Below are 20,863 nucleotides of genomic sequence, written 5' to 3'. Positions count from 1 at the left end.
CTGGTATACACCTATCCCGCGCACTTCGTACTTTTATAATCACCACCCCGGCCCACCCTGCGAAAACCCATGCCCGACACCCAATACCTGCTGCTTGCCGACACCCTGCGACCGCTGCTGAACAAGTTCTATCGCGCCCACAATTCGCCGATGCGCGCGGCCGGCGAAGGGCAATCCTGGGTGGCGAAACGGGGAGCGATCATTGCCGGGCTGAACCTCACGCCCGTCGCCCAGGGCCACTGGCTGACCGGGCTGTTCGTCGACCCGGCCCATCGCGGCCAGGGCATTGCCGCAATGCTGGTCGAACGGGCACGCGCGCAGCTGCCGGGGCCGCTGTGGCTGTTCTGTCATCCGGACCTGCAAGCCCTGTACGAACGCATGGGCTTTACCACGGCCCCTGCCCTGCCCCAGGCCCTGGCGGATCGCCTGGAGCGTTATCGCAGGAGCAAGAGCCTGATCGCCATGGGCATCGATCCTTTGGTCAGCTCGACCCGCGACAGGGTGTGATCGCGGGCCCTGGAGCGCGGGCCCGCCTCAACGGCAAACCGACCTCCGGCAGGTCCATGAAACCGACGTTTCAGGCTGTCTGTTTCAATCGTCGGCGTGGGGATCGAGGTCGGGGAACATCACCTCGGTAAAACCGAATTTGCTGAAGTCGCGGATCCGCGACGGGTACAGGCGGCCGATCAGGTGATCGCATTCGTGCTGCACCACCCGTGCGTGGAAACCCGAGGCCAGGCGCACGATCGGTTCGCCCCTGGGATCGACGCCTTCGTAGCGAATATGCTGATAACGCTCGACCGCGCCGCGCAGCCCCGGCACCGACAGGCAGCCTTCCCAGCCTTCTTCCAGCACCGGGCTCAAGGGCGTGATCAGCGGATTGATCAGGATGGTCTGCGGCACGGCCTCGGCTTGCGGGTAACGCTCGCTGTGCTCGAAACCGAAGATCACCAGTTGCAGGTCGACGCCGATCTGCGGCGCGGCCAGGCCGACCCCGCCGACGCTTTCCATGGTCTGGAACATGTCGTCGATCAGTTGCCACAGCTCGGGGCTGTCGAACATCTCGGGCGGCACCGGTGGCGCGATGCGCAGCAGGCGCTCGTCGCCCATTTTGAGGATTTCACGGATCATGATCAGACTTCGTCAGTGGTCGGCTTGAGCGAGTGGTCCCGGCCCAGTCCCGATACGTGTTGTTTGGGTTCGTCGTGCTCGCCGGGCACCCTTTCTCCAGGGTTCTTGCCGTCGGACGACATGTGCTCGATCGCCGCATTCATCTCGGCCCCCAGCAACAGCACCGCCGAGGAAATATAGAAGTACAGCAGCAGGACGATGATCGCTCCGATACTGCCATACATGGCGTTGTAGTTGGCAAAGGTCTTCACGTAGAAGGCGAAGCCCAACGAGGCGATGATCCACACCACCACCGCCAGCACCGAGCCCGGGGTGATGAAACGGAACTCCTGCTTCACGTCGGGCATCACGTAATAGATCAGCGCCACGGCGACCATCATCAGGATCACGATCACCGGCCAGCGCAGGATGGTCCAGACCGTGACAATGAAGTCTTCCAGGCCGACCTGCGCGGCGATCCAGCCCATCACCTGCGGCCCGAGCACCATCAAGGCCGCGGCCGCCAGGAGCATGCCGGCGATGCCGATGGTGTAGAAAATCGACAGCGGAAAACGTTTCCACAACGGGCGTTTTTCCACCACGTCATAAGCGGCGTTCATCGCGCTCATCATCAGCCGCACGCCGGCCGAGGCGGTATACAGGGCAATCACGATACCCACCGACAGCAGGCCGCCCTTGGATTGCTGCAACTGGTCGATCACCGGGTTGACCTGCTCCAGCGCCTGGGGCGGCAACACCAGTTCCGATTGCAGGCGCAACCAGGAGAAAAAGTCCGGCAGGTGCAGGAAACCGATCAAGGCAATCAGGAACAGAATGAAGGGGAACAACGAAAACAGCATCTGATAGGCCAGTGCCGAGGCGTAGGTCGACATTTCATCGTCGATGAATTCAGTGACCGTGCGCACCAGCACACGATGCAGGGGCAGGCCTTTCAAATTCGGCAAGAACATAGCGTCTCCTTTCGCCGCAAGAATTCAGGGTCGGTGGCGACTCAGGGGCCGTTTTGTACAACAAACTAGCCTAGTTTGGCGATTTTGAACCGTTTCGTCCTGTTTGGGTGCCATGGCCGATGTAAAAACGGCCATCCGCGGATGGCCGTCGTGTCGCAGTGCAAGCCAGTGAATCAGGCCTTGTCGATGGTCTTTTTCAACGCATCCTTGGCCTTGCCGAGGGTTTGCTGCGCTTCACCTTTCTTTTCCTGAATCTTGCCTTCGGTTTCCAACCGATCGTTATCAGTCGCTTTGCCGACACCTTGCTTGATATTGCCAACGGCCTCATTGGCCAGGCCTTTTGCCTTGTCTGCTGTGCTGCCCATGGTGTTTCTCCGTAGATCCATAGATCCGTAGAACAATCGAGGGTTTGGGGGTCCTGCCCTGAGGTTGACCCAAGGCCGTTGCGCGGAGTTTCAATTATTTTCAGCGGGGCCTTTCATCGCCTTATTTGCCCGCCGCGCGCAGGTTGCGCTTTATGTTTGGCGACCAACCCACGAGAATGCGCAACGTATTCAGGCACTGCGCTGAAGATCCAATCCGTAGGAATGTTATGAAACTCGATAAAAAGCTGGCCATCGCCCGCCGGAACCAGGAACTGGGCGGTGCGGTGCTGGGCGTCAACAACTGCCACTTCGCGGAACTGAGCCGCAGCCGCAATATCTGGTGGTTCGATCTGCCGGTCGGCCGCCTGGCCATCGGGCAGTACGAATGGGTCCACCTGCTGCTGTACACCCCGGGCACCGACCAGTTGCTGCACCTGAAAGTGCCGACCCTGTTCCTGCGGGAAAAACTCGAAGGCCTGGTGGTACGCAACGCCGGCAAGCGCAAGGCGGCCCTGAGCCTGGAACTGAGCGCCGACAAGGACTCGTTCCTCAAGGACGTACGCCCCGCCGGCACCGGCGTGAACTTCGCGCAGTTCCAGCAGTGATCCACCTGTAGCCGCTGCCGCAGGCTGCGCAAGGTCCGCAGGACCTCCTGCGCCGGCAAGAACAGCGCCCTCTGCGAGGTCGATCGCAGCCTTCGGCAGCGGCTACACAAACGCCCAATAAAAAGCCCCGCGGATGCGGGGCTTTTTGTTTGCCTGGCGTGTTACTTCTTCACGCCCAGCTTCTTCAGCTCTTCGTCGCGCAATTCGCGACGCAGGATCTTGCCGACATTGGTGGTCGGCAGCGCATCGCGGAACTCGACGGCCTTGGGCACCTTGTAGCCGGTGACGTTGGCGCGCATGTGCTCCATCACTTGCTCCTTGGTCAGGGTCACGCCCGGCTTGGCGACGATGAAGATCTTGATCGACTCGCCCGACTTCTCGTCCGGCACGCCGATCGCCGCGCACTGCAACACGCCCGGCAGGCCCGCCAGCACGTCTTCCAGCTCGTTCGGATAAACGTTGAAACCGGAGACCAGGATCATGTCTTTCTTGCGATCGACAATGCGGATGTAGCCATCAGGCTGGATCAGCGCGATATCACCGGTCTTCAGCCAGCCGTCGCTCATCACCTCATCGGTGGCGTCCTGGCGCTGCCAGTAGCCCTTCATGACCTGCGGGCCCTTGACGCACAGCTCGCCGATTTCGCCCAGGGGCAGCTCGGTGCCAGCGTCGTCGATGATCCGGCACAGGGTCGACGGCACCGGGATGCCGATGGTGCCGATCTGGATGTTCTGGATCGGGTTGACGGTGGCCACCGGGCTGGTTTCGGTCATGCCGTAACCTTCGCAGATCGGGCAGCCGGTCACGTCTTTCCAACGCTCGGCCGCCGCCAGTTGCAGCGCCATGCCGCCGGACAGGGTGACTTTCAGCGCCGAGAAATCCAGCTTGCGGAAGGCTTCGTTGTTGCACAGGGCAACGAACAGGGTGTTGAGGCCGACAAAACCGCTGAACTTCCACTTCGACAGTTCCTTGACCATCGCCGGCAGGTCGCGCGGGTTGCTGATCAGGATGTTGTGGTTGCCGATCAGCATCATCGCCATGCAATGAAAGGTGAAGGCATAGATGTGGTACAGCGGCAGCGGGGTGATCAGGATCTCGCAACCCTCATTGAGGTTGGAGCCCATCAGCGCCTTGCACTGCAGCATGTTCGACACCAGGTTGCGATGGGTCAGCATCGCGCCCTTGGCCACGCCGGTGGTGCCGCCGGTGTATTGCAGCACGGCGACATCGCTGCTGGCCGGGTTGGCGTCCTTGACCGGCTGGCCGTGGCCCTGGCTCAGCACGTCGTTGAACTTGACGGCCTTGGGCAGGTGATAGGCCGGCACCATCTTCTTCACGTACTTGATGACGCTGTTGATCAACAGGCGCTTGAGCGGTGGCAGCAGGTCCGCCACTTCAGTGACGATCACATGCTTGACGCCGGTCTTGGGCACCACGGCTTCGGCCAGGTGCGCCATGTTGGCCAGGCAGACCAGGGCCTTGGCGCCGGAGTCGTTGAACTGGTGTTCCATTTCCCGCGCGGTGTACAGCGGGTTGGTGTTGACCACGATCAGGCCGGCGCGGATGGCGCCGAATACCGCGACCGGGTACTGCAGGACGTTGGGCAGTTGCACGGCGATTCGATCGCCGGGTTGCAAATCGGTATGCTGTTGCAGGTACGCGGCAAAAGCACCGGACAGTTCGTACAGCTCACCGTAGGTGAGTGTCTTGCCGAGGTTGCTAAAGGCCGGTTTGTTGGCAAAACGTTGGCAGGACTGCTTCAACACCGCCTGAATATTCGGATACTCGTCTGGATTGATATCGGCAGCAATCCCAGCTGGGTACTTATCCTTCCAAAAGTCTTGGATCATGGAAGCCCACTCCTCAGCAACGCGAATTCGTCAGCGCATTTGATGCGATTATTATTTGTGTGTGTTTTTTATTGATGTCTATTGTTGGTGAGTCTGGCTGTCTACATAGGCCGAGAAGTCACAAAGCGCGCCGAGAGTAGCAGCTTTGCCAAAGGCCGCCTAGAGCCAAAATCGGCCTAAACAGTCACTTTTGTGACTCAAGAATATTTAATAGTCACTTTTAGAGTAAAAATTCTATCCAGCCGCGCAAGGCTCTGGAATGGGCTTTTCGCCCCTTCAAAAGCATCGCGAGCAAGCTCGCCCCTACAGGAAATGTACGGTTCCCTGTAGGGGCGAGCTTGCTCGCGATAGCCGCGCTATAGCGCGGGACTGTTACATGCGGTGAAACATCAGGCGATGTCGCGCAACTCCCGGCGCAGGATCTTGCCTACCGGAGTCATCGGCAACGACTCACGCAACACGATGTGTTTCGGCACCTTGTAGCCAGTGAAGTTTTCCTTGCAGTAGGCCTTCAGCTCTTCGAGGCTGACCCCTGACTCGCGGGCCACCACGAACAGCTTCACCGCCTCCCCCGAACGCTCGTCCGGCACGCCGATCACCGCGCAGTTGGCGACTTTCGGGTGGGCCATTACCACGTCCTCGATTTCATTGGGGTACACGTTGAAACCCGAGACGATGATCATGTCCTTCTTGCGATCGACGATACGCACGAAGCCATCCGGATCGATCACCGCGATATCGCCGGACTTGAACCAGCCCTCGGCATCCAGCACCTCCTCGGTGGCCTCCGGCTTCTGCCAGTAGCCTTTCATGATCTGCGGCCCCTTGATGCACAGTTCGCCGCGCTCGCCCAGCGGCTGCTCGACGCCCTCATCGTCGATGACCTTGAGGGTCGTGCCCGGCACCGGCAAGCCCACCGAGCCCAGGCGCGACTGGTCGCCGTAAGGGTTGGTGCAGGCCACGGGCGAGGTTTCGGTCAGGCCGTAGCCTTCGGTAATGCGACAGCCCGTCACCTGCGCCCAACGCTCGGCGGTGGCCTTGACCAGCGCCGTGCCCCCGGAGTTGGTGAACTTGAGATTGGAGAAGTCGAGGGTCTTGAACTCGGGATGATCCATCAGCGCGGTGAACAGCGTGTTCAGCCCCAGCAGCGCCGAGAAGCGCCACTGCTTCAGCTCCTTGATGAAACCGCCGATGTCCCGCGGGTTGGTGATCAGCACGTTGTGGTTGCCGGTGACCATCATGCACATGCAGTTCGCGGTGAAGGCATAGATGTGGTACAGCGGCAACGGCGCGATCATCACCTCCTGGCCTTCGTGCAGCAGCGGATGACCATCCGGGCCCCGTTGCTCGAGGCAGGCACGGACCTGCTGCATGTTGGCCACCAGGTTGCCGTGGGTCAGCATCGCACCCTTGGCCAGCCCGGTGGTGCCGCCGGTGTATTGCAGCACGGCGACGTCGTCCAGGCGGGCGTTCAAAGGCTTGATCGGCTGGCCACGGCCCAGGCGCAGCGCGCTCTTGAAGGAAACGGCCTGGGGCAAGCGATAGGCCGGCACCATCTTCTTGACCTTGTCGACCAGGGTATTGACCAGCCAGCCCTTGGCGGACGGCATCAGGTCGCCCATCTTCGCCTCGATCAGGAACTGGATATCGGTATCGGGCAGCACCTCCTCGACCTTCTGCCCGAACAGGTTCATGTACACCAGGGCTCGCGCTCCGGAATCCTTGAACTGGTGGCGCATTTCCCGGGTGGTGTACAGCGGGTTGGTGTTGACCACGATCAGCCCGGCGCGCAAGGCGCCGAACACCGCGATCGGGTAATGCAGGACATTGGGCATCTGCACCGCGATACGATCGCCCGGCACCAGGTCGGTGCTGCTCTGCAGATAACCGGCAAAGGCCGCGCTGTAGCGCTCCAGCTCGGCGTAGGTCATGGTCACGCCCATGTTGCTGAAGGCCGGGCGGTCGGCGAATTTCTTGCAGGAACGCTCGAACACCTCGATCACCGACTTGTAGGCCCCCAGATCGATATCGGTGGGCACTCCGGCCGGGCGTTTGTCATTCCAGAAATCAGGCTGCATTGTTCTTGTCCTCGTTACCTGAGTTGTCCGGGCCGCTTCTCTCACGCTACGAAAGGCGGGGCTCTGCGGACGTTAGCAGCTATGAGGGATAGGGCAAATAAGGCCGGGTGCGTCATTGATAACGTGAATCTTGCCGCCATGGCGCGCGCGGATCGGACGGGGCCGCGACGATGAGCTATACAATGCAACGACCCCGTGCAAAGGAATCGCCATGATCCACCACTCTTTCTGGCTGACCGCGAGCGACCACAGCCAGCTCTACGTCAACCAGTGGCTCCCGGCGGCCCCGCTCAAGGCCGTGATCCTGCTGGTCCACGGCATGGCCGAACACAGCGGGCGCTACGCCAGGCTGGCACAGGCACTGTGCAATGAAGGCTACGGGGTCTATGCGCTGGACCTGCGCGGCCACGGCAAGACCGCCGAGCACGGGGTACTCGGGCACTTCGCCGACGATGACGGCTGGTGCAAGGTGGTTGGCGACCTGGCCAGCCTCAACCAGCACATTGGCCAGCAGCACCCGGGAATCCCGATCGTGCTGCTGGGCCACAGCATGGGCAGCTACATCGCCCAAGCCTACCTGCTGCACCACAGCGCCAGCCTCGACGGGGCGATCCTCAGCGGCTCGAATTTCCAGCCGGTGGCGCTGTACCGCGCGGCCCGCCAGATCGCCCGCTTCGAACGCTGGCGCCAGGGGCCCCTGGGACGCAGCGCGTTGATTGAATGGCTGTCCTTCGGCTCGTTCAACAAAACCTTCAAACCCAACCGCACCGCCTTCGACTGGCTCAGCCGCGACCCCGACGAAGTCGACAAATACGCCCACGATCCGCTCTGCGGCTTTCGCTGCAGCAACCAGCTGTGGATCGACCTGCTGGGCGGCCTGCAGCAAATCAGCAAGGCCTCCAACCTGGCCCAGATCGATCCGGGCCTGCCATTGCTGGTGATCGGCGGAGAATGTGATCCGGTGAGCAATGGCATACGTCTCAAGGATCTGGCCGGTGCTCTGCGCGAGGCCGGCAGCCAGTGCCTGCAGCTCACGATCTACCCGCAGGCGCGGCACGAATTGTTCAATGAAAGCAACCGCGACGAAGTGACTGCCGATGTACTGGCCTGGCTCGACCAGGCCCTGCGGCATCGCCGACCGCCGAAGACTGAATGACCCTGTTTCCAATCGATATACCAATCAACGCTCAGCACAGGACTTGAGAGAGATGACCCAGGTTACCAACACCCCGTACGAAGCCCTCGAAGTCGGCCAGACCGCCAGCTACAGCAAGCATGTGGAAGAGCGTGACATCCAGCTGTTCGCCGCCATGTCCGGCGACCACAACCCGGTGCACCTGGACGCCGAATTCGCCGCCGCCAGCATGTTCAAGGAGCGTATCGCCCACGGCATGTTCAGCGGTGCGCTGATCAGCGCCGCGGTGGCCTGCGAACTGCCTGGGCCGGGCACCATCTATATCGGCCAGCAGATGAGCTTCCAGAAGCCGGTGAAGATCGGCGACACCCTGACCGTGCGCCTGGAAATCCTCGAAAAACTGCCAAAGTTCCGCGTGCGTATCGCCACCCGCGTGTTCAACCAGCGCGATGAGCTGGTGGTGGACGGCGAAGCCGAAATCCTCGCCCCGCGCAAACAGCAGACCGTCACCCTGCCGACCTTGCCGGCCATCAATATCGGCTGAGCCGCCCTGTAGCCGCTGGCGCAGCCTCGCAGGCTCGGCAGCGGCGACAGACGGGATTAGCGACTCCCCTCCTCTACCTGCACGCTCGCCGTCATCCCGGCGCTCAGGTTGACGCCTTCGGGCACCTTGTCGAGCCTGATGCGCACCGGAATCCGCTGCGCCAGGCGCACCCAGTTGAAGGTCGGCTCCACCTCCGCCAGCAGTTGCCCGTCCGGCGTGGTGTTGCGGTCGGTGATGCCGCGGCTGATGCTTTCCACATGCCCCTGCAAGGCTTCTCCAGCGCTCATCAGCCACACCTTGACCGGGTCGCCGACCTTGATCCGCGGCAGTTTGGTTTCCTCGAAATAGGCCTGCACGTAGAAAGTCGAATCGTCGATCAGGGCCATCACCGATTGCCCGGCGTTCACATAGTTGCCTTCGGCCAGGCGCAGGTTGGTGATGTGCCCGCTGCGCGGCGCGCGAACCTGGCTGCGCGCCAGGTTGAGTTCGGCGACCTTGGCGTCGGCCTGGGCCTGGCGCAGCTCGCCACGGGCCACCCCGGCATTGATCTGCGCGTTCTCCCGCAGCTCGGCGCTGATCGCCTGCGGGCCTAAGCTGGCCCGGCGGCTGGCTTCGTGCTCTTTCAGGCTGAGTTGCTGCTGGCGGGTCTGCACCACCGCCTGGGCCTTTTCCAGCGCCGCCTCGAAGCGGTCGCGGTCGATGCTCAGCAACAGGTCGCCGGCCTTCACCGCCTGGTTGTCATAGGCCTTGAGTTCACGCACCCAGCCCGACACATCGGGGGCGACTATCACCACGTCGGCGCGAATCCGCGCATCCCGGGTCCAGGGCGTGATCATGTAGTACTGCCACAGATGAAAGCCGGCAAACAGCGCCGCAGCCACCAGGCACAAAGTAAAAGCGATACGCACGGAGGCACGCATGAACAACTCCTTATAAAGGTCCGAGTACGACAGTGACCAACGTCAGGACACAGACGTACAAGGCCACATCGAACAGTGCTTCGTGCCAGATCCAGCGCCCCAGTGGCGTTGCGCGCAACAGCATGCGCAACACCCCGGTCAGCACCAGCGCCAGCACCACATAAATCAGAAACGGGCTGAGCAACACTCCGCCCAGCGACCACTCACGCAGCCCCATGGTTTTCCTCCTGCTGCCGGCACCAGGTGCGCCAGCTCTTCTGCAACTGCACCACCGCGCCCTGGGCCAGCTTCAACGCGTCGCTCGGCGGTTGGCTGCCCAGGGCCTCGAGCAAGGCCGTGCTGGCATCGGCCAGCGCATCGCCGCGACCGGCGGCCGGCCCTTGTTCCAGCACCTGTTCCAGATGCTCGAAATAACGTCGCTGCGAAGCATCCGCGGACACCTGGGCCACCGCCAGGCTCAACCGCAGATGCATCAGTTCATCGCCGATATCCAGGCCCAGCAGGCCATCGTCCCAGCGGCTGCGCGCCTGCTCCGGCAATTCCGGGTAATGCCGCGCCAATTGCAGCAGGCGATCGGCCATGCGCCCGCCGAACCAGCTTTCCGCGCCACGCAGATTGCGCCGGGTCAAGCGCACCAGGTCCTGCAGGGTCGCCGCCAGCAGGCGCCGCCCGTGCCAGGCCGGGTCGCGCAGGATCAGCAGGTGAAACGCCAACACCGCGGCGCCTACGCCGAGCACCATCGCCTGGGCGCTGTTGAAGAAATTCGCCACGTCGAACGTCATCGGGTTCTGCGGTGAAATCAGCACCACGAAGTGCAGGCAGAACGAGGTCGCCGTGGCACCGATCTGCGGTTTGGCCATGCCCAGCGCGCCGAAAAACAACGGCACGCCCATGGCCATCGCCAGCAGGGCGAAACTGCTCCACTGCGGCAGCAGGATCTGCCCGACCATGAAGGCCGCCGGAATCGCCAGGAAGATGCCACGCATGAAACTCATGCCGATCTGCGCGCCGTTTTCGCGACTGGCGAACAGGCCGCACACCACGCAGGTCAGCAGCATCGCCCCCGAGGCCGCCGGCCAGGCCGTGGCCAGCCAGAAGCAGGCCACGGTGAGGAAAGCCAGGGCGCTGCGCGCGCCAAACAGCAGCGCCAGCGACAGATCGCGATGGGGGCTCAAGGTCGCCGGCTGCTCCACCGGCGCCTTGCCCTCCTCCACCGCCCGCAGCGCCGCGCCGGCGGCCAGGGCGGTATCCAGCAACAGGGTGAAACGGGCCAGGCAATAGCTTTGCGCCGAGCTGATCGCCGAGTCATGGGAAGCGTCCAGCAACTGCGGTCGCAACGCCTGCAAGGTCGGTTTGTCCATGGCCGCCAGGGCGTGCTGCACTTGCTCCATCCACGGCGCCAGCTGCTGCGCCTCGGCCTGGTCCAATTGCTTCCATTGCCGGCGTACCGAACGAGAGATCCGCAGCAGCATCAGCAGCTTCTGGCTCAGGCCGCTGATCGCCCGCGCCCGCTGCCGCCCCGATGGACCTTCGAACCAGGCATGTTCGCGCTGGGAGTCCACGGCGACGATGCGCCCGAGGATTTCCAGCAGGCCCTTGCGCGCCTGGGCATCGCCGGCCAGGGTCGCCCGCGCCGCCTGCATCCCGCTTTGCCAGGCGCTGCGTGCCTGGGCGGTCAACTGCCGCTCGACCCGCATCGGCCAGAGCAAGGCACTGCTGGCGGTGGCGCAAATGATGCCCAGGGAAATTTCCGTGCAGCGCGCCACGGCCTGGTCGAAGATCGACAACGGATGGGAGATCGCCGGCAAGGCGATGATCGCCACGGTGTAGCCGGCCAGTACGAAGGAATAGGACCAGGCGCTGCGCAGCAGGGTCGAACTGGCGGTGCACAGCCCCAGCCACAGCGCCAGGGCCAGCAGGAACAACCACGGTGTCTGGGCGAACAGCCCCATGAACAGCACCGACATGCAGGTTCCCACCAAAGTCCCCACCAGCCGCGCCATGCCCTTTTGCAGGACCATCCCGGACAGCGGCTGGGCGACGATGATCGCTGTCATCAGGGCCCAGGAAGGCTGCTGCAGGCCCCAGCGCATGGCCAGCCACAACGCCAGCCCGGCGCCGAGCACGGTCTTGATCGCGAACTGCACGGCCGCAAGATTGGGGGCGAACAACGCCTGCAAAGTGATACGCACGAAAAGAACCCTGGAAAGGACAAAACAACGATAGATGCACGGGAGCGAGAGATGATGCCCGCAAATTATTAGCTAGCTAACTATCAGTCGTCCAGTATTAATTTCAAGCCATAAAAAAACGCCAGACAGGCTGGCGTTTTTGACAGGTTTTACCCGTTATGAACGGGCGCGGGCCTGGTTACGCAGGGCTTTGACCTGATCGTGGTTGCGCTGTACACCATGGTACTGACGCTCCACCAGGTCACGAATGCCGACCAGGTTGTGTTTGCTGATTTTCTCCAGCGCATCCTTGTAGGCCTTCAGGGCGTGGTCTTCACCGCGCTCGGCTTCGTTGAGCACCGCTTCTTCGTCCTTGCCGGTCAGCAGGGACTTGAGGTCGACCCAACGGCGGTGCAGGTCGCCACTGACGCTGGTGGAGGTTTCCGGATCGCCGCCCAACGAACGCACGCTGGCCTGCAATTCGGCCGCGGCGGTGGCGCAGTCGGCGGAGCGCTTGACGAACAGCGCTTTGAGCTCAGGCTGCTTGATGTCTTCTGCGCAGGTCTTGAACCCCTCCTGACCATCCTTACTGGTTTCGATCAGGTCGTTGAGGATCGAAATCGCTTCTTTGTTGATGTCAGTCATTTTTCATTCCTTCCAGGTTGAGGGAGTTGTCATAGGTGTTGCACCCTGCATGCCAGTCTTGGAATTAAAATTTACTGTTATTTTTCAATTACTTAAGTTTTACACCGCTTTCTGTATCCGCGTTATTTGCATGATCTGTCATTTGGCCTGCATGCAGAATGCCTGTATTTTCCAAGGTGTTCGTCACCTCAACAGACAGCCGCCATGAATCCCGAAAAACTTGAACTTCTGGTCACTCGCGAAATGCCCTACGGCAAGTACAAGGGCCGCATCCTCGCCGACCTGCCTGGCCCCTACCTGAACTGGTTCGCCCGCGAAGGTTTTCCCCACGGCGAGCTGGGCGGCCTGCTGGCCTTGATGCAGGAAATCGATCACAACGGCCTCTCCGATCTACTGGACCCGCTGCGCGCCAAACACGGCAAACCCAAACCCCGTCATTGAACAGAGCCCGCCATGCCAAGCAATGCCCAACTCGCTCGCGACGAAGACTATTGGCGGGCCATTGCCCGGCGGTATGACCTCGAACCCGGGCCGATCAACCTGGAAAACGGCTATTTCGGGCGCATGAGCCGCGCCGTGGTCGAGGAATACCAGCGCCAGATCGACTTCGTGAACCGCAGCAACTCGGTGCATGTGCGCCAGCATTTCGAACAGATCGGCAATGGGCAGATTCGACAGCAATTGGCCGAATTGGTCGGCGTCGACAGCCAGGCCATCGCCCTCACCCGCAGCGCTTCGGAGGCGCTGCAATCGCTGATTCGCAACTACAACCGTCTCCAGCCGGGCGATCAGGTGCTGCTCAGCGACCTGGAATACGACAGCGTCAAGGGGGCCATGCGCTGGCTGGCGCGCCATCGCGGGGTCGAGGTCATCGAGATCGAGCATGCTCATCCGGCAAGCTTCGACAGCCTGCGGGCCAGTTATCGCGAGGCCTTCGAGCGCTACCCGCGACTGAAACTGATGGCCCTGACCCACGTCACCCACCGCACTGGGTTGGTGCTGCCGGTCCAGGCCATTGCCCTGGATGCCCGCGAACGGGGAATCGACGTCATTCTCGACGGCGCCCACGCCCTGGCTCAGGTCGATTTCGAGCTCAGTGAACTGGGCGTGGCGTTCGCCGGCTATAACCTGCAGAAGTGGATTGGCGCGCCGCTGAGCCTGGGTTTTGTCTATATCGACCCGCAACGCCTGGCCGATATCGATCCGGACATGGGCGAGCAACGTTATGCCCTGGACGATATCCGCTCACGGGCGCCTTATGGCACGCCGAATATTCCGGCCTGGCTGACCTTGCCCCGGGTGTTCGAGGAGCACCGCGGCATGGGCGGCTCGGCCCTAAAGGGCGCACGCCTGAATTACCTGCGCGACCTGTGGGTGAGCCAGGTGCGCGACCTGCCCGGCATTGAAGTCATGACCCCGGACGATCCACGGCTGTATTGCGGCATCACCTCGTTTCGCTTCACCCGCCAGCCGGACCAGCAGGCGATGGCCGAGCGGCTGCTCCAGGAATACAACCTGTTCACCGTGGCGCGCAGCGGTTCGCGTTGCGGGCCCTGTATCCGGGTGACACCGGGCTTTACCACGCCGAGCGCGGATATCCAGATGCTGGTCGAGGCATTGACTGAACTGGCGGCCCAGTAACCTGTAGCCGCTGCCGCAGGCTGCGACAGGTCCGAAGGACCTTCTGCGATCCAGATGACGCTACGGCCTTTCGGCCGATCGCAGCCTGCGGCAGCGGCTACAGGCAGTAACGGGCATCCCATCGCGTTGCCCGCCCCGGCGTCATCGAGAGCAAGCTGCGCTCCTACAGAAGACCCGGCGTCGCCAGGCAGCTTTTCTCCAGGCAAAAAAAAACGGTGCACCGACCAAGCGCACCGTAAAGCCGTAGAACACACCAACGAATCTTTGAAAAAAGCAGGAAACCTGTCAGTCCAGCAGCGCCAGGGCCTCGGCCGTGCACTCCTGGATCCGCGCCCAGTCGCCGTTCTTGATCCACTCGGGATCGAGCATCCAGCTGCCGCCGACGCACATCACGTTCTTCAACGCCATGTAGCTCTTGATATTGGCCGGGCCGACACCGCCGGTCGGGCAGAACTTCACCTCGCCGAACGGACCGCCCAGGGCCTTGATCGCAGCCACGCCGCCGCTGACTTCCGCCGGGAACAGCTTGAAGCGGCGATAGCCCAGGCTGTAACCCTCCATGATCCCGGAGGCATTGCTGATCCCCGGCAACAGCGGGATCGGGCTGGCGACGCTGGCTTCCAGCAGGTCGCGGGTAATGCCTGGGGTGACGATGAACTGCGAACCGGCGGCTTCAGCGGCGGCCAGCATCTGGCGATCGAGCACGGTACCGGCGCCGGTCACCAGCTCCGGACGCTGCTCGCGCAGGATCTGGATGGCCTTGAGGCCGAACTGCGAGCGCAGGGTCACTTCCAGCGCGGTCAGGCCACCGGCGGCCAGGGCGTCGGCCAGGGGCAGCACGTCCTGTTCACGGGCGATGGTGATCACCGGCAGAATCCGCGCCTTGGCGCAGAGGCTGTCGATCAGGGCAACTTTGTCCGCCATGGAAACGGTCGGTTGTGGGATTGTCATAGCGGCTGATCCTTGGCTCATGGGCACCAGTAAATCTCTAACGGAGGTTGCAGGAAGGCACGAATCGGCATCGCGGCGACATCGTCACCGGCCAGTGCGGCACTCAGGGTGGTCAATTTGGATTGACCGGAAATCGACAGCACGCTGTAGGTGGCCGAGGCCAGCAAGGCGCGACTCATGCTCAGGCGCTGATGCGGCACGCTCGGCGCCAGCATCGGCCAGCAGCGTCGCTGGCCGTCGGCCCGCAGGGCTTCGGTCAGGTTCGGGCTGTTGGGGAACAGCGAGGCGGTGTGACCGTCGTCGCCCATGCCCAGGATCAGCACGTCGATGGCCGACAACTCGGCCAGCAGACGATCGGCCTGCTCCGCGGCCTGTTCGAGGTTCGCCGCGGCGTTGTACAGGCTGAGGAACTTCGCCTTGGCCGCCGGCCCTTGCAACAGGTAGCGCTTGAGCAGGCCGGCGTTGCTGTCGGCATGTTCGACCGGGACCCAGCGCTCGTCCGCCAGGGTGATCAACACCTTGGACCAGTCCAGGTGCTGCTTGGCCAGGTGCTGGAAAAACGCCACCGGGCTGCGCCCACCGGACACCACCAGCGTGGCTTCGCCGCGCACCTGGATCGCCTGGCTCAGTTGCCCGGCCACCTTCAGCGCCAGGCCTTCGGCCAGCAGCGCCGGGCTGTGGAACTCGTGGGCGTACACGCCCGCAGGCAGTTTCAATTTAGATATCGCCATACCATGACCTCCCGTCCCGCGTGATCAGTGCGATGGAGCTCATCGGCCCCCACGACCCGGCCGCATACGGCTTGGGCGCATCGCCGGATTTCTTCCACCCGGCGATCAGCTGGTCACACCATTTCCACGCGGCTTCGATTTCATCTTTGCGGACAAACAGGTTCTGGTTGCCGCGCATCACTTCCAGCAACAACCGCTCGTAGGCATCGGGAATCCGCGCACTGCGATAGGTATCGGAAAAATTCAGCTGCAACGGGCCGCTGCGCAGTTGCATGCCCTTGTCCAGGCCTTGTTCCTTGGTCATCACCCGCAGGGAGATACCTTCGTCCGGCTGCAGGCGGATGATCAGCTTGTTGCTGATCTGCAGGCGCTGCTCGGGGGCGAAGATGTAGTGCGACGGCTCCTTGAAGTGAATGACGATCTGCGACAGCTTCTGCGGCATGCGCTTGCCGGTACGCAGGTAGAACGGCACCCCGGCCCAACGCCAGTTGCGGATGTCGGCCCGCAGGGCGACGAAGGTTTCGGTGTCGCTCTGGGTGTTGGAATTCTCTTCCTCCAGATACCCCGGCACGGCCTTGCCTTCGCTGTGCCCGGCGATGTACTGGCCACGCACCACCTGGGTGGTCAGGCCTTCCGGGCTGATCGGCGCCAGGGCCTTGAGCACCTTGACCTTCTCGTCACGGATGCTGTCGGCCGAGAGGTCGGCAGGCGGGTCCATGGCGATCAGGCAGAGCAGTTGCAGCAGGTGGTTCTGGATCATGTCCCGCAGCTGGCCGGCCTTGTCGAAGTAGCCCCAGCGGCCTTCGATGCCGACCTTCTCGGCCACGGTGATTTCCACGTGGGAGATGTAGTTCTGGTTCCACTGGGTCTCGAACAGGCTGTTGGCGAAACGCAGGGCGATCAGGTTCTGCACCGTCTCCTTGCCCAGGTAGTGGTCGATGCGATAGATGCGGTTCTCCGGGAAGAACTGCGCCACCGCGTCGTTGACCTTGCGCGACGATTCCAGGTCCGAACCGATGGGCTTTTCCAGCACCACGCGGGTGTTTTCGGCCAGGCCGGCCTTCGACAGGTTCTCGCAGATCGCCCCGTACACCGCCGCCGGCGTGGCGAAATAGGCGATCAGGCGTTGCTCGCGCCCGGCCAGCTCGGCCAGAGCCAGGTAATCCTCGGCCTTGAGGAAGTCCACGTGCAGGTAGGTCAGGCGCGCCAGGAAGCGCTCCAGCACCGCCGCGTCGATCTCCTTGGCACCTACATACTTGCGCAATTGCGCTTCAATGAATGACAGGTGCTGCTGTTCGCTGCCCGGCTCGCGGGCCAGGGCCAGAATCCGCGTGTCGTCATGCAGCAGGCCGGCGCCATCGAGTTGGTACAGGGCAGGAAACAATTTGCGAAGCGCCAGATCGCCCAGCGCGCCGAACAAGGCAAAGGTGCACGGTTCAACCGTTATCGAAGGCATGATGTTTGTTCTTTTATCAAGTTAAGCTACAAATACCTTTTTTCAAGGCATCACTCAAGGGAAAATGTAGTAATAACCACAACATTTTAGCAAAATACAGATTCGAAGTGGTGGTCCGTCGGAGCCATCAGTAGGATAGGCCACCGCCAAAGACCGGTTAAGACCGGCTTCCTTTGCATTGCCGAACCAGGAAAACCCTAATGGACCGCGTGCGAAATCTTCTGGAACAGATCCAGAATCGCCTTGAAGAATTGAACAAGGCGGAACGTAAAGTCGCCGAAGTCATCCTGCTCAACCCACAGCAGGCGACCCGCTTCAGTATTGCTGCCCTCGCCCAGGCCGCTTCGGTCAGCGAGCCGACGGTCAACCGTTTCTGCCGCTCGTTCGGCGTCAGCGGCTACCCCGAACTCAAGCTGCAACTGGCCCAGAGCCTGGCCAGCGGCGCGGCCTACGTCAGCCGCGCGGTGGAAGCCGACGACAACCCCGAAGCCTACACCCAGAAAATCTTCGGCAGCGCCATCGCCTCCCTGGACAGCGCCTGCCAGGCCCTGGACCCGAACCTGATCAGCCGCGCCGTCGACCTGCTGATCCAGGCCCGGCAGATCCACTTCTTCGGCCTCGGCGCCTCGGCCCCGGTGGCCCTCGATGCCCAGCACAAGTTCTTCCGCTTCAACCTGGCGGTGACCGCCCATGCCGATGTGCTGATGCAGCGGATGATCGCCTCGGTGGCCCACACCGGCGAGCTGTTCGTGATCATCTCCTACACCGGGCGCACCCGCGAGCTGGTGGAAGTGGCGCGCATCGCCCGGGAAAACGGCGCCTCGGTGCTCGGCCTGACCGCCGCCGACTCGCCACTGGCCAAGGCCAGCACCCTGAGCCTGAACATCCCGCTGCCGGAAGACACCGACATCTACATGCCGATGACCTCGCGGATCATCCAGCTCACCGTGCTCGACGTCCTCGCCACCGGCATGACCCTGCGCCGCGGCGTGGACTTCCAGCCGCACCTGCGCAAGATCAAGGAAAGCCTCAACGCCAGCCGCTATCCGGTGGGCGACGAGTACAACTGAGGGCCGTTACCGGCCCTATCGCGAGCAAGCTCGCTCCTACAAGACCCCATTGACCTGTAGGAGCGAGCTTGCTCGCGATGAGACCCTCAAGCCCGAACGCCGACCTCAGCCCCCGCCCGCGCCTGCAGGCTCAGATGCGCCCGCTCCCCCGGCGCCAGGCACAGGCTGTCGGTACCGCCCGCCGCGGCCTCGACGCAGACGAACCCGGACACCTCGTTCCAGCTCACCCCCAGCAGCGGCCGGCTGCCCGGATGCCAGACCACGGTGTCGGCCCTGTCGCCGGTGTCGATGCGCAATTCGCGCTGCCAGGCATGGTCCTTGAGCTGCAATTCGCCCTCGTGCTGGAACACCCGCTGGCAGCCGCCATCGACCCGCAGCTCGCCTTGTTGCCGGCATGCCTGGCGGCTCAACTGGTCGTAACCCTCGGCGCCGTCGAGTCCAGACAGCGCTACCTCACCGACGTCGCCAATACGCCAGTAGGCGTGCAAAGCCTGGCTCAGCTGGCACGGCAGGCTGTCCTGGTGCTCGGTACTCAGGCGCAGGTCCAGGCTTTCGCCCAGGTGCGCGTGCAGGTCGACCTGCCAGTCGCACAGCTGCAACTGCCAGTGCAGGTACACGCCCTCGTCATCGCTGCGACTGTCGAGCAGCTTCCAGTCGATCAGCCGGGCCCATCCATGGGATGGCCAGGCGTTTTCGCTCGGGTGACGGCCGTACCAGGGCCAGCACACCGGCACCCCGCCACGGATCGCCCCGACCTGCGGCCACTTCGCCGCGCACCACAGCCAGGGCTTCTGCCCGGTCGGCTGGAAGTGCAGGAGCTGCGCGCCCTGGCGACTGAACACCGCCTGGCACAGCGGATGGTCGATCACCAGCACATCGCGCATCTGATAGCGCTCCCAGGCGAAGGTCGGGCGCTCGCGCAAGGATTTGAAAAAGCGTTGTAGCGGATGCTCATGCATGGGCCACGGTCCTGAAGATCATTGCTGTCCTGATAGTCATCATGCTGCGCAAGCTCCTGTAGCCGCTGCCGCAGGCTGCGATCGGCCGGAACGGCCGTAGCGTCCTCAAGATCGCTGAAGGCCTGCGGCCTTATCGCAGCCTGCGGCAGCGGCTACAGGGAACGGGTTCGTCCCCAAAAAAAAGCGGATAGCCAAGGCCATCCGCAAAAATGCGCACATAGAGGAGGAGCTTATCGCAACAGCGTTAGAACACCGACTGAATTTTCAGACCGGCCACCAGGGCGTTGTCGACTTCATCCACACCGCCTGGATGGGTGATGTACTGCAGGTTGGGACGCACGGTCAGCCAGTTGGTGACATGGAAGCCGTAGTTGATTTCGTAGTTGTACTCAGTCTCGCGGATCGGCGAGAACAGCGGATCGTCGTAGTTGCTGACGCCGTTGGTGTCATTGAGCAACTGGGCGTTTTTCTTCACGTCGTCGTTGACATGGATACGGGCGAAACCGATGCCGACGTCATCCTTCGGACGTGCGTCGAACGGGCCCTTGTACACGAACATCAGCGACTGGTAGTTGTCGATGAAGTTGGTGTCCTTGTCGTGGAACGTGGCGTTGGCCGCGATATTCAGACCGCGGGTCGCATCGCCGTTGTGGGTGGTGAGCTGCTGCTGCCCGACGAACCAGTAGCCGTGCTTGCTGCTGTGCACACGATAGCTGTCGCGGGTGACCGCGGCGTCCTGGCCATTGACGTCCTCGCGCACGTCGCTGGCATCGGCCGTGCTCTTGTAGTAACCGACGCGGTATTCGCCCGGCAGGTTGTTGACCTTCGGCGACCAGACCAGCTCGACCGGCAGCACGGTGCCCTTGGTACCGCTGCCGCTGAGCTTGAAGCCGTTGCCGTGTTCCAATTGCGACGGGTTCTGGTTGTATGCACCGATCTGCGCGTACAGCTCAGGGGTGATGTGGTACTTCACCCGCAGTGCCGCCTGGCTGACCGGCCAGTTGTACCAGATGTTGGTTGCCCAGTTACCCACCTGGGAGCCGCAGAACGCCAGGTTCTGGAAGTCGCAGGGGAAGGTGTTGAAGTCTTCGCCTTCGCCGAAGTAACCGGCCTTGACGTCGAGCTTGCCGTCGAGGAACTGGTGCTGGATCCACAGTTGGGTCAGACGCACCATGTGGCCACGGCCGTAGACTTCCTGGGAGGAGCTCAGGGTGCCGGCACGCGGGTCGCCGATACGGTCGTTGGAGATGTTCTGGCCGTTACGGTTGGTCAGCTGGATCTTCGCCTGGGTGTTGTCCCAGCCCCAGAGTTTTTCCAGGTCCAGGGCTACGCCCAGGCCGAACTGGTCGCTGTAGCGTCCGGTCTTGTCGTCGTTGTAGCCGCCGTGCAGGTTGGCGCCCATTTCGCCAACGTAATCGGCCTTGATGTCGATCCCTTTCTCGAGCAGCTTGGTCCGCTCGCCACCCCAGTCGCCGGTCATCCATTTCGAATCGGCGCTGAACGCTTCGTCAGCGTGCGCGCTACCGGCCAGGGTCATTGCCGCAATCGCTGACAACTGGCAGATCAAGCGTGCATTGGTGCTCTTCTTTTTCATCCCTACATCCTCGTCTTTATTGTTATTAACTGTTTTTCTCTAACGCGGTTTACACCTGATGCGACGG

The 20,863-nt window shown here is 62.5% G+C and carries 21 protein-coding genes; 7 read left to right on the top strand and 14 right to left on the bottom strand.

Annotated elements, in window-relative coordinates:
- The first annotated feature begins 69 nt into the window (after positions 1-69).
- A complete protein-coding gene (locus BMY68_RS12020) occupies positions 70-507 on the top strand; it encodes a GNAT family N-acetyltransferase (RefSeq protein WP_085532018.1) in 438 nt (145 codons plus the stop codon).
- 84 nt (positions 508-591) lie between these two features.
- Here the strand turns inward: BMY68_RS12020 and def are convergent, their stop codons facing one another.
- The 3 genes from def to BMY68_RS12005 form a co-directional block, all read right to left on the bottom strand.
- Entirely contained in the window at positions 592-1,131 is a 540-nt protein-coding gene (gene def, locus BMY68_RS12015; RefSeq protein WP_009045216.1) for a peptide deformylase, read from the bottom strand.
- Between the two features lie 2 nt (positions 1,132-1,133).
- Positions 1,134-2,081, bottom strand: a complete 948-nt coding sequence (locus tag BMY68_RS12010; protein WP_007925094.1) for a YihY/virulence factor BrkB family protein — start codon at positions 2,079-2,081, stop codon at positions 1,134-1,136.
- A 173-nt stretch (positions 2,082-2,254) separates the two neighbouring features.
- Entirely contained in the window at positions 2,255-2,446 is a 192-nt protein-coding gene (locus tag BMY68_RS12005) for a CsbD family protein (RefSeq protein ID WP_009045217.1), read from the bottom strand.
- Positions 2,447-2,673: 227 nt separating this feature from the next.
- Here BMY68_RS12005 and BMY68_RS12000 point away from each other — a divergent pair, with 227 nt between their 5' ends.
- Positions 2,674-3,051: a hypothetical protein gene (locus tag BMY68_RS12000; RefSeq protein ID WP_062824911.1), complete on the top strand. Its 378-nt coding sequence runs from the start codon at positions 2,674-2,676 to the stop codon at positions 3,049-3,051.
- Positions 3,052-3,212: 161 nt separating this feature from the next.
- Here the strand turns inward: BMY68_RS12000 and fadD1 are convergent, their stop codons facing one another.
- Together fadD1 and fadD2 are read right to left on the bottom strand one after the other, a co-directional pair.
- Positions 3,213-4,901: a long-chain-fatty-acid--CoA ligase FadD1 gene (gene fadD1, locus BMY68_RS11995; protein WP_009045218.1), complete on the bottom strand. Its 1,689-nt coding sequence runs from the start codon at positions 4,899-4,901 to the stop codon at positions 3,213-3,215.
- A 389-nt stretch (positions 4,902-5,290) separates the two neighbouring features.
- On the bottom strand, positions 5,291-6,979 hold the full coding sequence (fadD2, locus tag BMY68_RS11990) for a long-chain-fatty-acid--CoA ligase FadD2 (RefSeq protein WP_085532020.1): 1,689 nt from the start codon (positions 6,977-6,979) through the stop codon (positions 5,291-5,293).
- A gap of 211 nt (positions 6,980-7,190) precedes the next feature.
- Here fadD2 and BMY68_RS11985 point away from each other — a divergent pair, with 211 nt between their 5' ends.
- Positions 7,191-8,135 (top strand): alpha/beta hydrolase, encoded by a 945-nt coding sequence (locus BMY68_RS11985; RefSeq protein ID WP_085532022.1) that lies wholly within the window; start codon positions 7,191-7,193, stop codon positions 8,133-8,135.
- Positions 8,136-8,187: 52 nt separating this feature from the next.
- Positions 8,188-8,658 carry a MaoC family dehydratase gene (locus BMY68_RS11980; RefSeq protein ID WP_007925083.1) on the top strand — a complete coding sequence of 157 codons (471 nt, stop codon included), beginning with the start codon at positions 8,188-8,190 and terminating at the stop codon, positions 8,656-8,658.
- A gap of 56 nt (positions 8,659-8,714) precedes the next feature.
- On the opposite strand, the gene BMY68_RS11975 is transcribed toward BMY68_RS11980, so the two are convergent.
- The 4 genes from BMY68_RS11975 to BMY68_RS11960 all read right to left on the bottom strand — a co-directional run bounded on the left by BMY68_RS11975 (position 8,715) and on the right by BMY68_RS11960 (position 12,394).
- Positions 8,715-9,578: an efflux RND transporter periplasmic adaptor subunit gene (locus BMY68_RS11975; protein WP_085532024.1), complete on the bottom strand. Its 864-nt coding sequence runs from the start codon at positions 9,576-9,578 to the stop codon at positions 8,715-8,717.
- A 10-nt stretch (positions 9,579-9,588) separates the two neighbouring features.
- On the bottom strand, positions 9,589-9,795 hold the full coding sequence (locus tag BMY68_RS11970) for a DUF1656 domain-containing protein (protein WP_007925079.1): 207 nt from the start codon (positions 9,793-9,795) through the stop codon (positions 9,589-9,591).
- Positions 9,782-11,770 (bottom strand): FUSC family protein, encoded by a 1,989-nt coding sequence (locus BMY68_RS11965; RefSeq protein WP_085532026.1) that lies wholly within the window; start codon positions 11,768-11,770, stop codon positions 9,782-9,784. The genes BMY68_RS11970 and BMY68_RS11965 overlap by 14 nt, the downstream gene beginning before the upstream one ends.
- A 156-nt stretch (positions 11,771-11,926) precedes the next feature.
- Positions 11,927-12,394, bottom strand: a complete 468-nt coding sequence (locus BMY68_RS11960) for a PA2169 family four-helix-bundle protein (protein ID WP_062824905.1) — start codon at positions 12,392-12,394, stop codon at positions 11,927-11,929.
- 204 nt (positions 12,395-12,598) lie between these two features.
- On the opposite strand from BMY68_RS11960, the gene BMY68_RS11955 reads away from it, so the two are divergent.
- Both BMY68_RS11955 and BMY68_RS11950 read left to right on the top strand, forming a co-directional pair.
- Positions 12,599-12,835, top strand: a complete 237-nt coding sequence (locus tag BMY68_RS11955; RefSeq protein WP_007925076.1) for a DUF3820 family protein — start codon at positions 12,599-12,601, stop codon at positions 12,833-12,835.
- 12 nt (positions 12,836-12,847) lie between these two features.
- Positions 12,848-14,035 carry an aminotransferase class V-fold PLP-dependent enzyme gene (locus BMY68_RS11950; protein ID WP_085532028.1) on the top strand — a complete coding sequence of 396 codons (1,188 nt, stop codon included), beginning with the start codon at positions 12,848-12,850 and terminating at the stop codon, positions 14,033-14,035.
- Positions 14,036-14,320: 285 nt separating this feature from the next.
- Here BMY68_RS11950 and BMY68_RS11945 read toward each other — a convergent pair whose 3' ends face one another.
- Genes BMY68_RS11945 through zwf form a run of 3 tightly spaced genes read right to left on the bottom strand, consistent with a single transcriptional unit; the run spans position 14,321 to position 17,173 of the window.
- A complete protein-coding gene (locus BMY68_RS11945) occupies positions 14,321-14,986 on the bottom strand; it encodes a bifunctional 4-hydroxy-2-oxoglutarate aldolase/2-dehydro-3-deoxy-phosphogluconate aldolase (protein ID WP_007921959.1) in 666 nt (221 codons plus the stop codon).
- A 17-nt stretch (positions 14,987-15,003) separates the two neighbouring features.
- Entirely contained in the window at positions 15,004-15,717 is a 714-nt protein-coding gene (gene pgl / locus BMY68_RS11940; RefSeq protein WP_085532030.1) for a 6-phosphogluconolactonase, read from the bottom strand.
- Entirely contained in the window at positions 15,704-17,173 is a 1,470-nt protein-coding gene (gene zwf / locus BMY68_RS11935) for a glucose-6-phosphate dehydrogenase (protein WP_062824901.1), read from the bottom strand. The genes pgl and zwf overlap by 14 nt, the downstream gene beginning before the upstream one ends.
- 209 nt (positions 17,174-17,382) lie before the next feature.
- Here zwf and BMY68_RS11930 point away from each other — a divergent pair, with 209 nt between their 5' ends.
- Positions 17,383-18,243: a MurR/RpiR family transcriptional regulator gene (locus BMY68_RS11930; RefSeq protein WP_173613361.1), complete on the top strand. Its 861-nt coding sequence runs from the start codon at positions 17,383-17,385 to the stop codon at positions 18,241-18,243.
- Positions 18,244-18,329: 86 nt separating this feature from the next.
- On the opposite strand, the gene BMY68_RS11925 is transcribed toward BMY68_RS11930, so the two are convergent.
- Complete coding sequence (locus BMY68_RS11925; RefSeq protein ID WP_085532032.1) at positions 18,330-19,202, bottom strand: D-hexose-6-phosphate mutarotase; 873 nt, start codon at positions 19,200-19,202, stop codon at positions 18,330-18,332.
- 244 nt (positions 19,203-19,446) lie between these two features.
- Positions 19,447-20,796: a carbohydrate porin gene (locus BMY68_RS11920; RefSeq protein WP_062824898.1), complete on the bottom strand. Its 1,350-nt coding sequence runs from the start codon at positions 20,794-20,796 to the stop codon at positions 19,447-19,449.
- Positions 20,797-20,863: the final 67 nt, after the last annotated feature.

It is taken from the genome of Pseudomonas sp. NFACC41-3, from assembly GCF_900109505.1.
Taxonomy (GTDB): domain Bacteria; phylum Pseudomonadota; class Gammaproteobacteria; order Pseudomonadales; family Pseudomonadaceae; genus Aquipseudomonas; species Aquipseudomonas chlororaphis.
The sequence above is the reverse complement of the archived record's forward strand: the minus strand, read 5'-3'. Positions and strand labels throughout refer to the sequence as shown.

Excerpts from the sequence above, each read along its gene's own strand:
- BMY68_RS12020 (WP_085532018.1), top strand. The coding sequence starts at position 70 with ATGCCCGACACCCAATACCTGCTGCTTGCCGACACCCTGCGACCGCTG.
- def (WP_009045216.1), bottom strand. The coding sequence starts at position 1,131 with ATGATCCGTGAAATCCTCAAAATGGGCGACGAGCGCCTGCTGCGCATC.
- BMY68_RS12010 (WP_007925094.1), bottom strand. The coding sequence starts at position 2,081 with ATGTTCTTGCCGAATTTGAAAGGCCTGCCCCTGCATCGTGTGCTGGTG.
- BMY68_RS12005 (WP_009045217.1), bottom strand. The coding sequence starts at position 2,446 with ATGGGCAGCACAGCAGACAAGGCAAAAGGCCTGGCCAATGAGGCCGTT.
- BMY68_RS12000 (WP_062824911.1), top strand. The coding sequence starts at position 2,674 with ATGAAACTCGATAAAAAGCTGGCCATCGCCCGCCGGAACCAGGAACTG.
- fadD1 (WP_009045218.1), bottom strand. The coding sequence starts at position 4,901 with ATGATCCAAGACTTTTGGAAGGATAAGTACCCAGCTGGGATTGCTGCC.
- fadD2 (WP_085532020.1), bottom strand. The coding sequence starts at position 6,979 with ATGCAGCCTGATTTCTGGAATGACAAACGCCCGGCCGGAGTGCCCACC.
- BMY68_RS11985 (WP_085532022.1), top strand. The coding sequence starts at position 7,191 with ATGATCCACCACTCTTTCTGGCTGACCGCGAGCGACCACAGCCAGCTC.
- BMY68_RS11980 (WP_007925083.1), top strand. The coding sequence starts at position 8,188 with ATGACCCAGGTTACCAACACCCCGTACGAAGCCCTCGAAGTCGGCCAG.
- BMY68_RS11975 (WP_085532024.1), bottom strand. The coding sequence starts at position 9,578 with ATGCGTGCCTCCGTGCGTATCGCTTTTACTTTGTGCCTGGTGGCTGCG.
- BMY68_RS11970 (WP_007925079.1), bottom strand. The coding sequence starts at position 9,795 with ATGGGGCTGCGTGAGTGGTCGCTGGGCGGAGTGTTGCTCAGCCCGTTT.
- BMY68_RS11960 (WP_062824905.1), bottom strand. The coding sequence starts at position 12,394 with ATGACTGACATCAACAAAGAAGCGATTTCGATCCTCAACGACCTGATC.
- BMY68_RS11955 (WP_007925076.1), top strand. The coding sequence starts at position 12,599 with ATGAATCCCGAAAAACTTGAACTTCTGGTCACTCGCGAAATGCCCTAC.
- BMY68_RS11950 (WP_085532028.1), top strand. The coding sequence starts at position 12,848 with ATGCCAAGCAATGCCCAACTCGCTCGCGACGAAGACTATTGGCGGGCC.
- BMY68_RS11945 (WP_007921959.1), bottom strand. The coding sequence starts at position 14,986 with ATGACAATCCCACAACCGACCGTTTCCATGGCGGACAAAGTTGCCCTG.
- pgl (WP_085532030.1), bottom strand. The coding sequence starts at position 15,717 with ATGGCGATATCTAAATTGAAACTGCCTGCGGGCGTGTACGCCCACGAG.
- zwf (WP_062824901.1), bottom strand. The coding sequence starts at position 17,173 with ATGCCTTCGATAACGGTTGAACCGTGCACCTTTGCCTTGTTCGGCGCG.
- BMY68_RS11925 (WP_085532032.1), bottom strand. The coding sequence starts at position 19,202 with ATGCATGAGCATCCGCTACAACGCTTTTTCAAATCCTTGCGCGAGCGC.
- BMY68_RS11920 (WP_062824898.1), bottom strand. The coding sequence starts at position 20,796 with ATGAAAAAGAAGAGCACCAATGCACGCTTGATCTGCCAGTTGTCAGCG.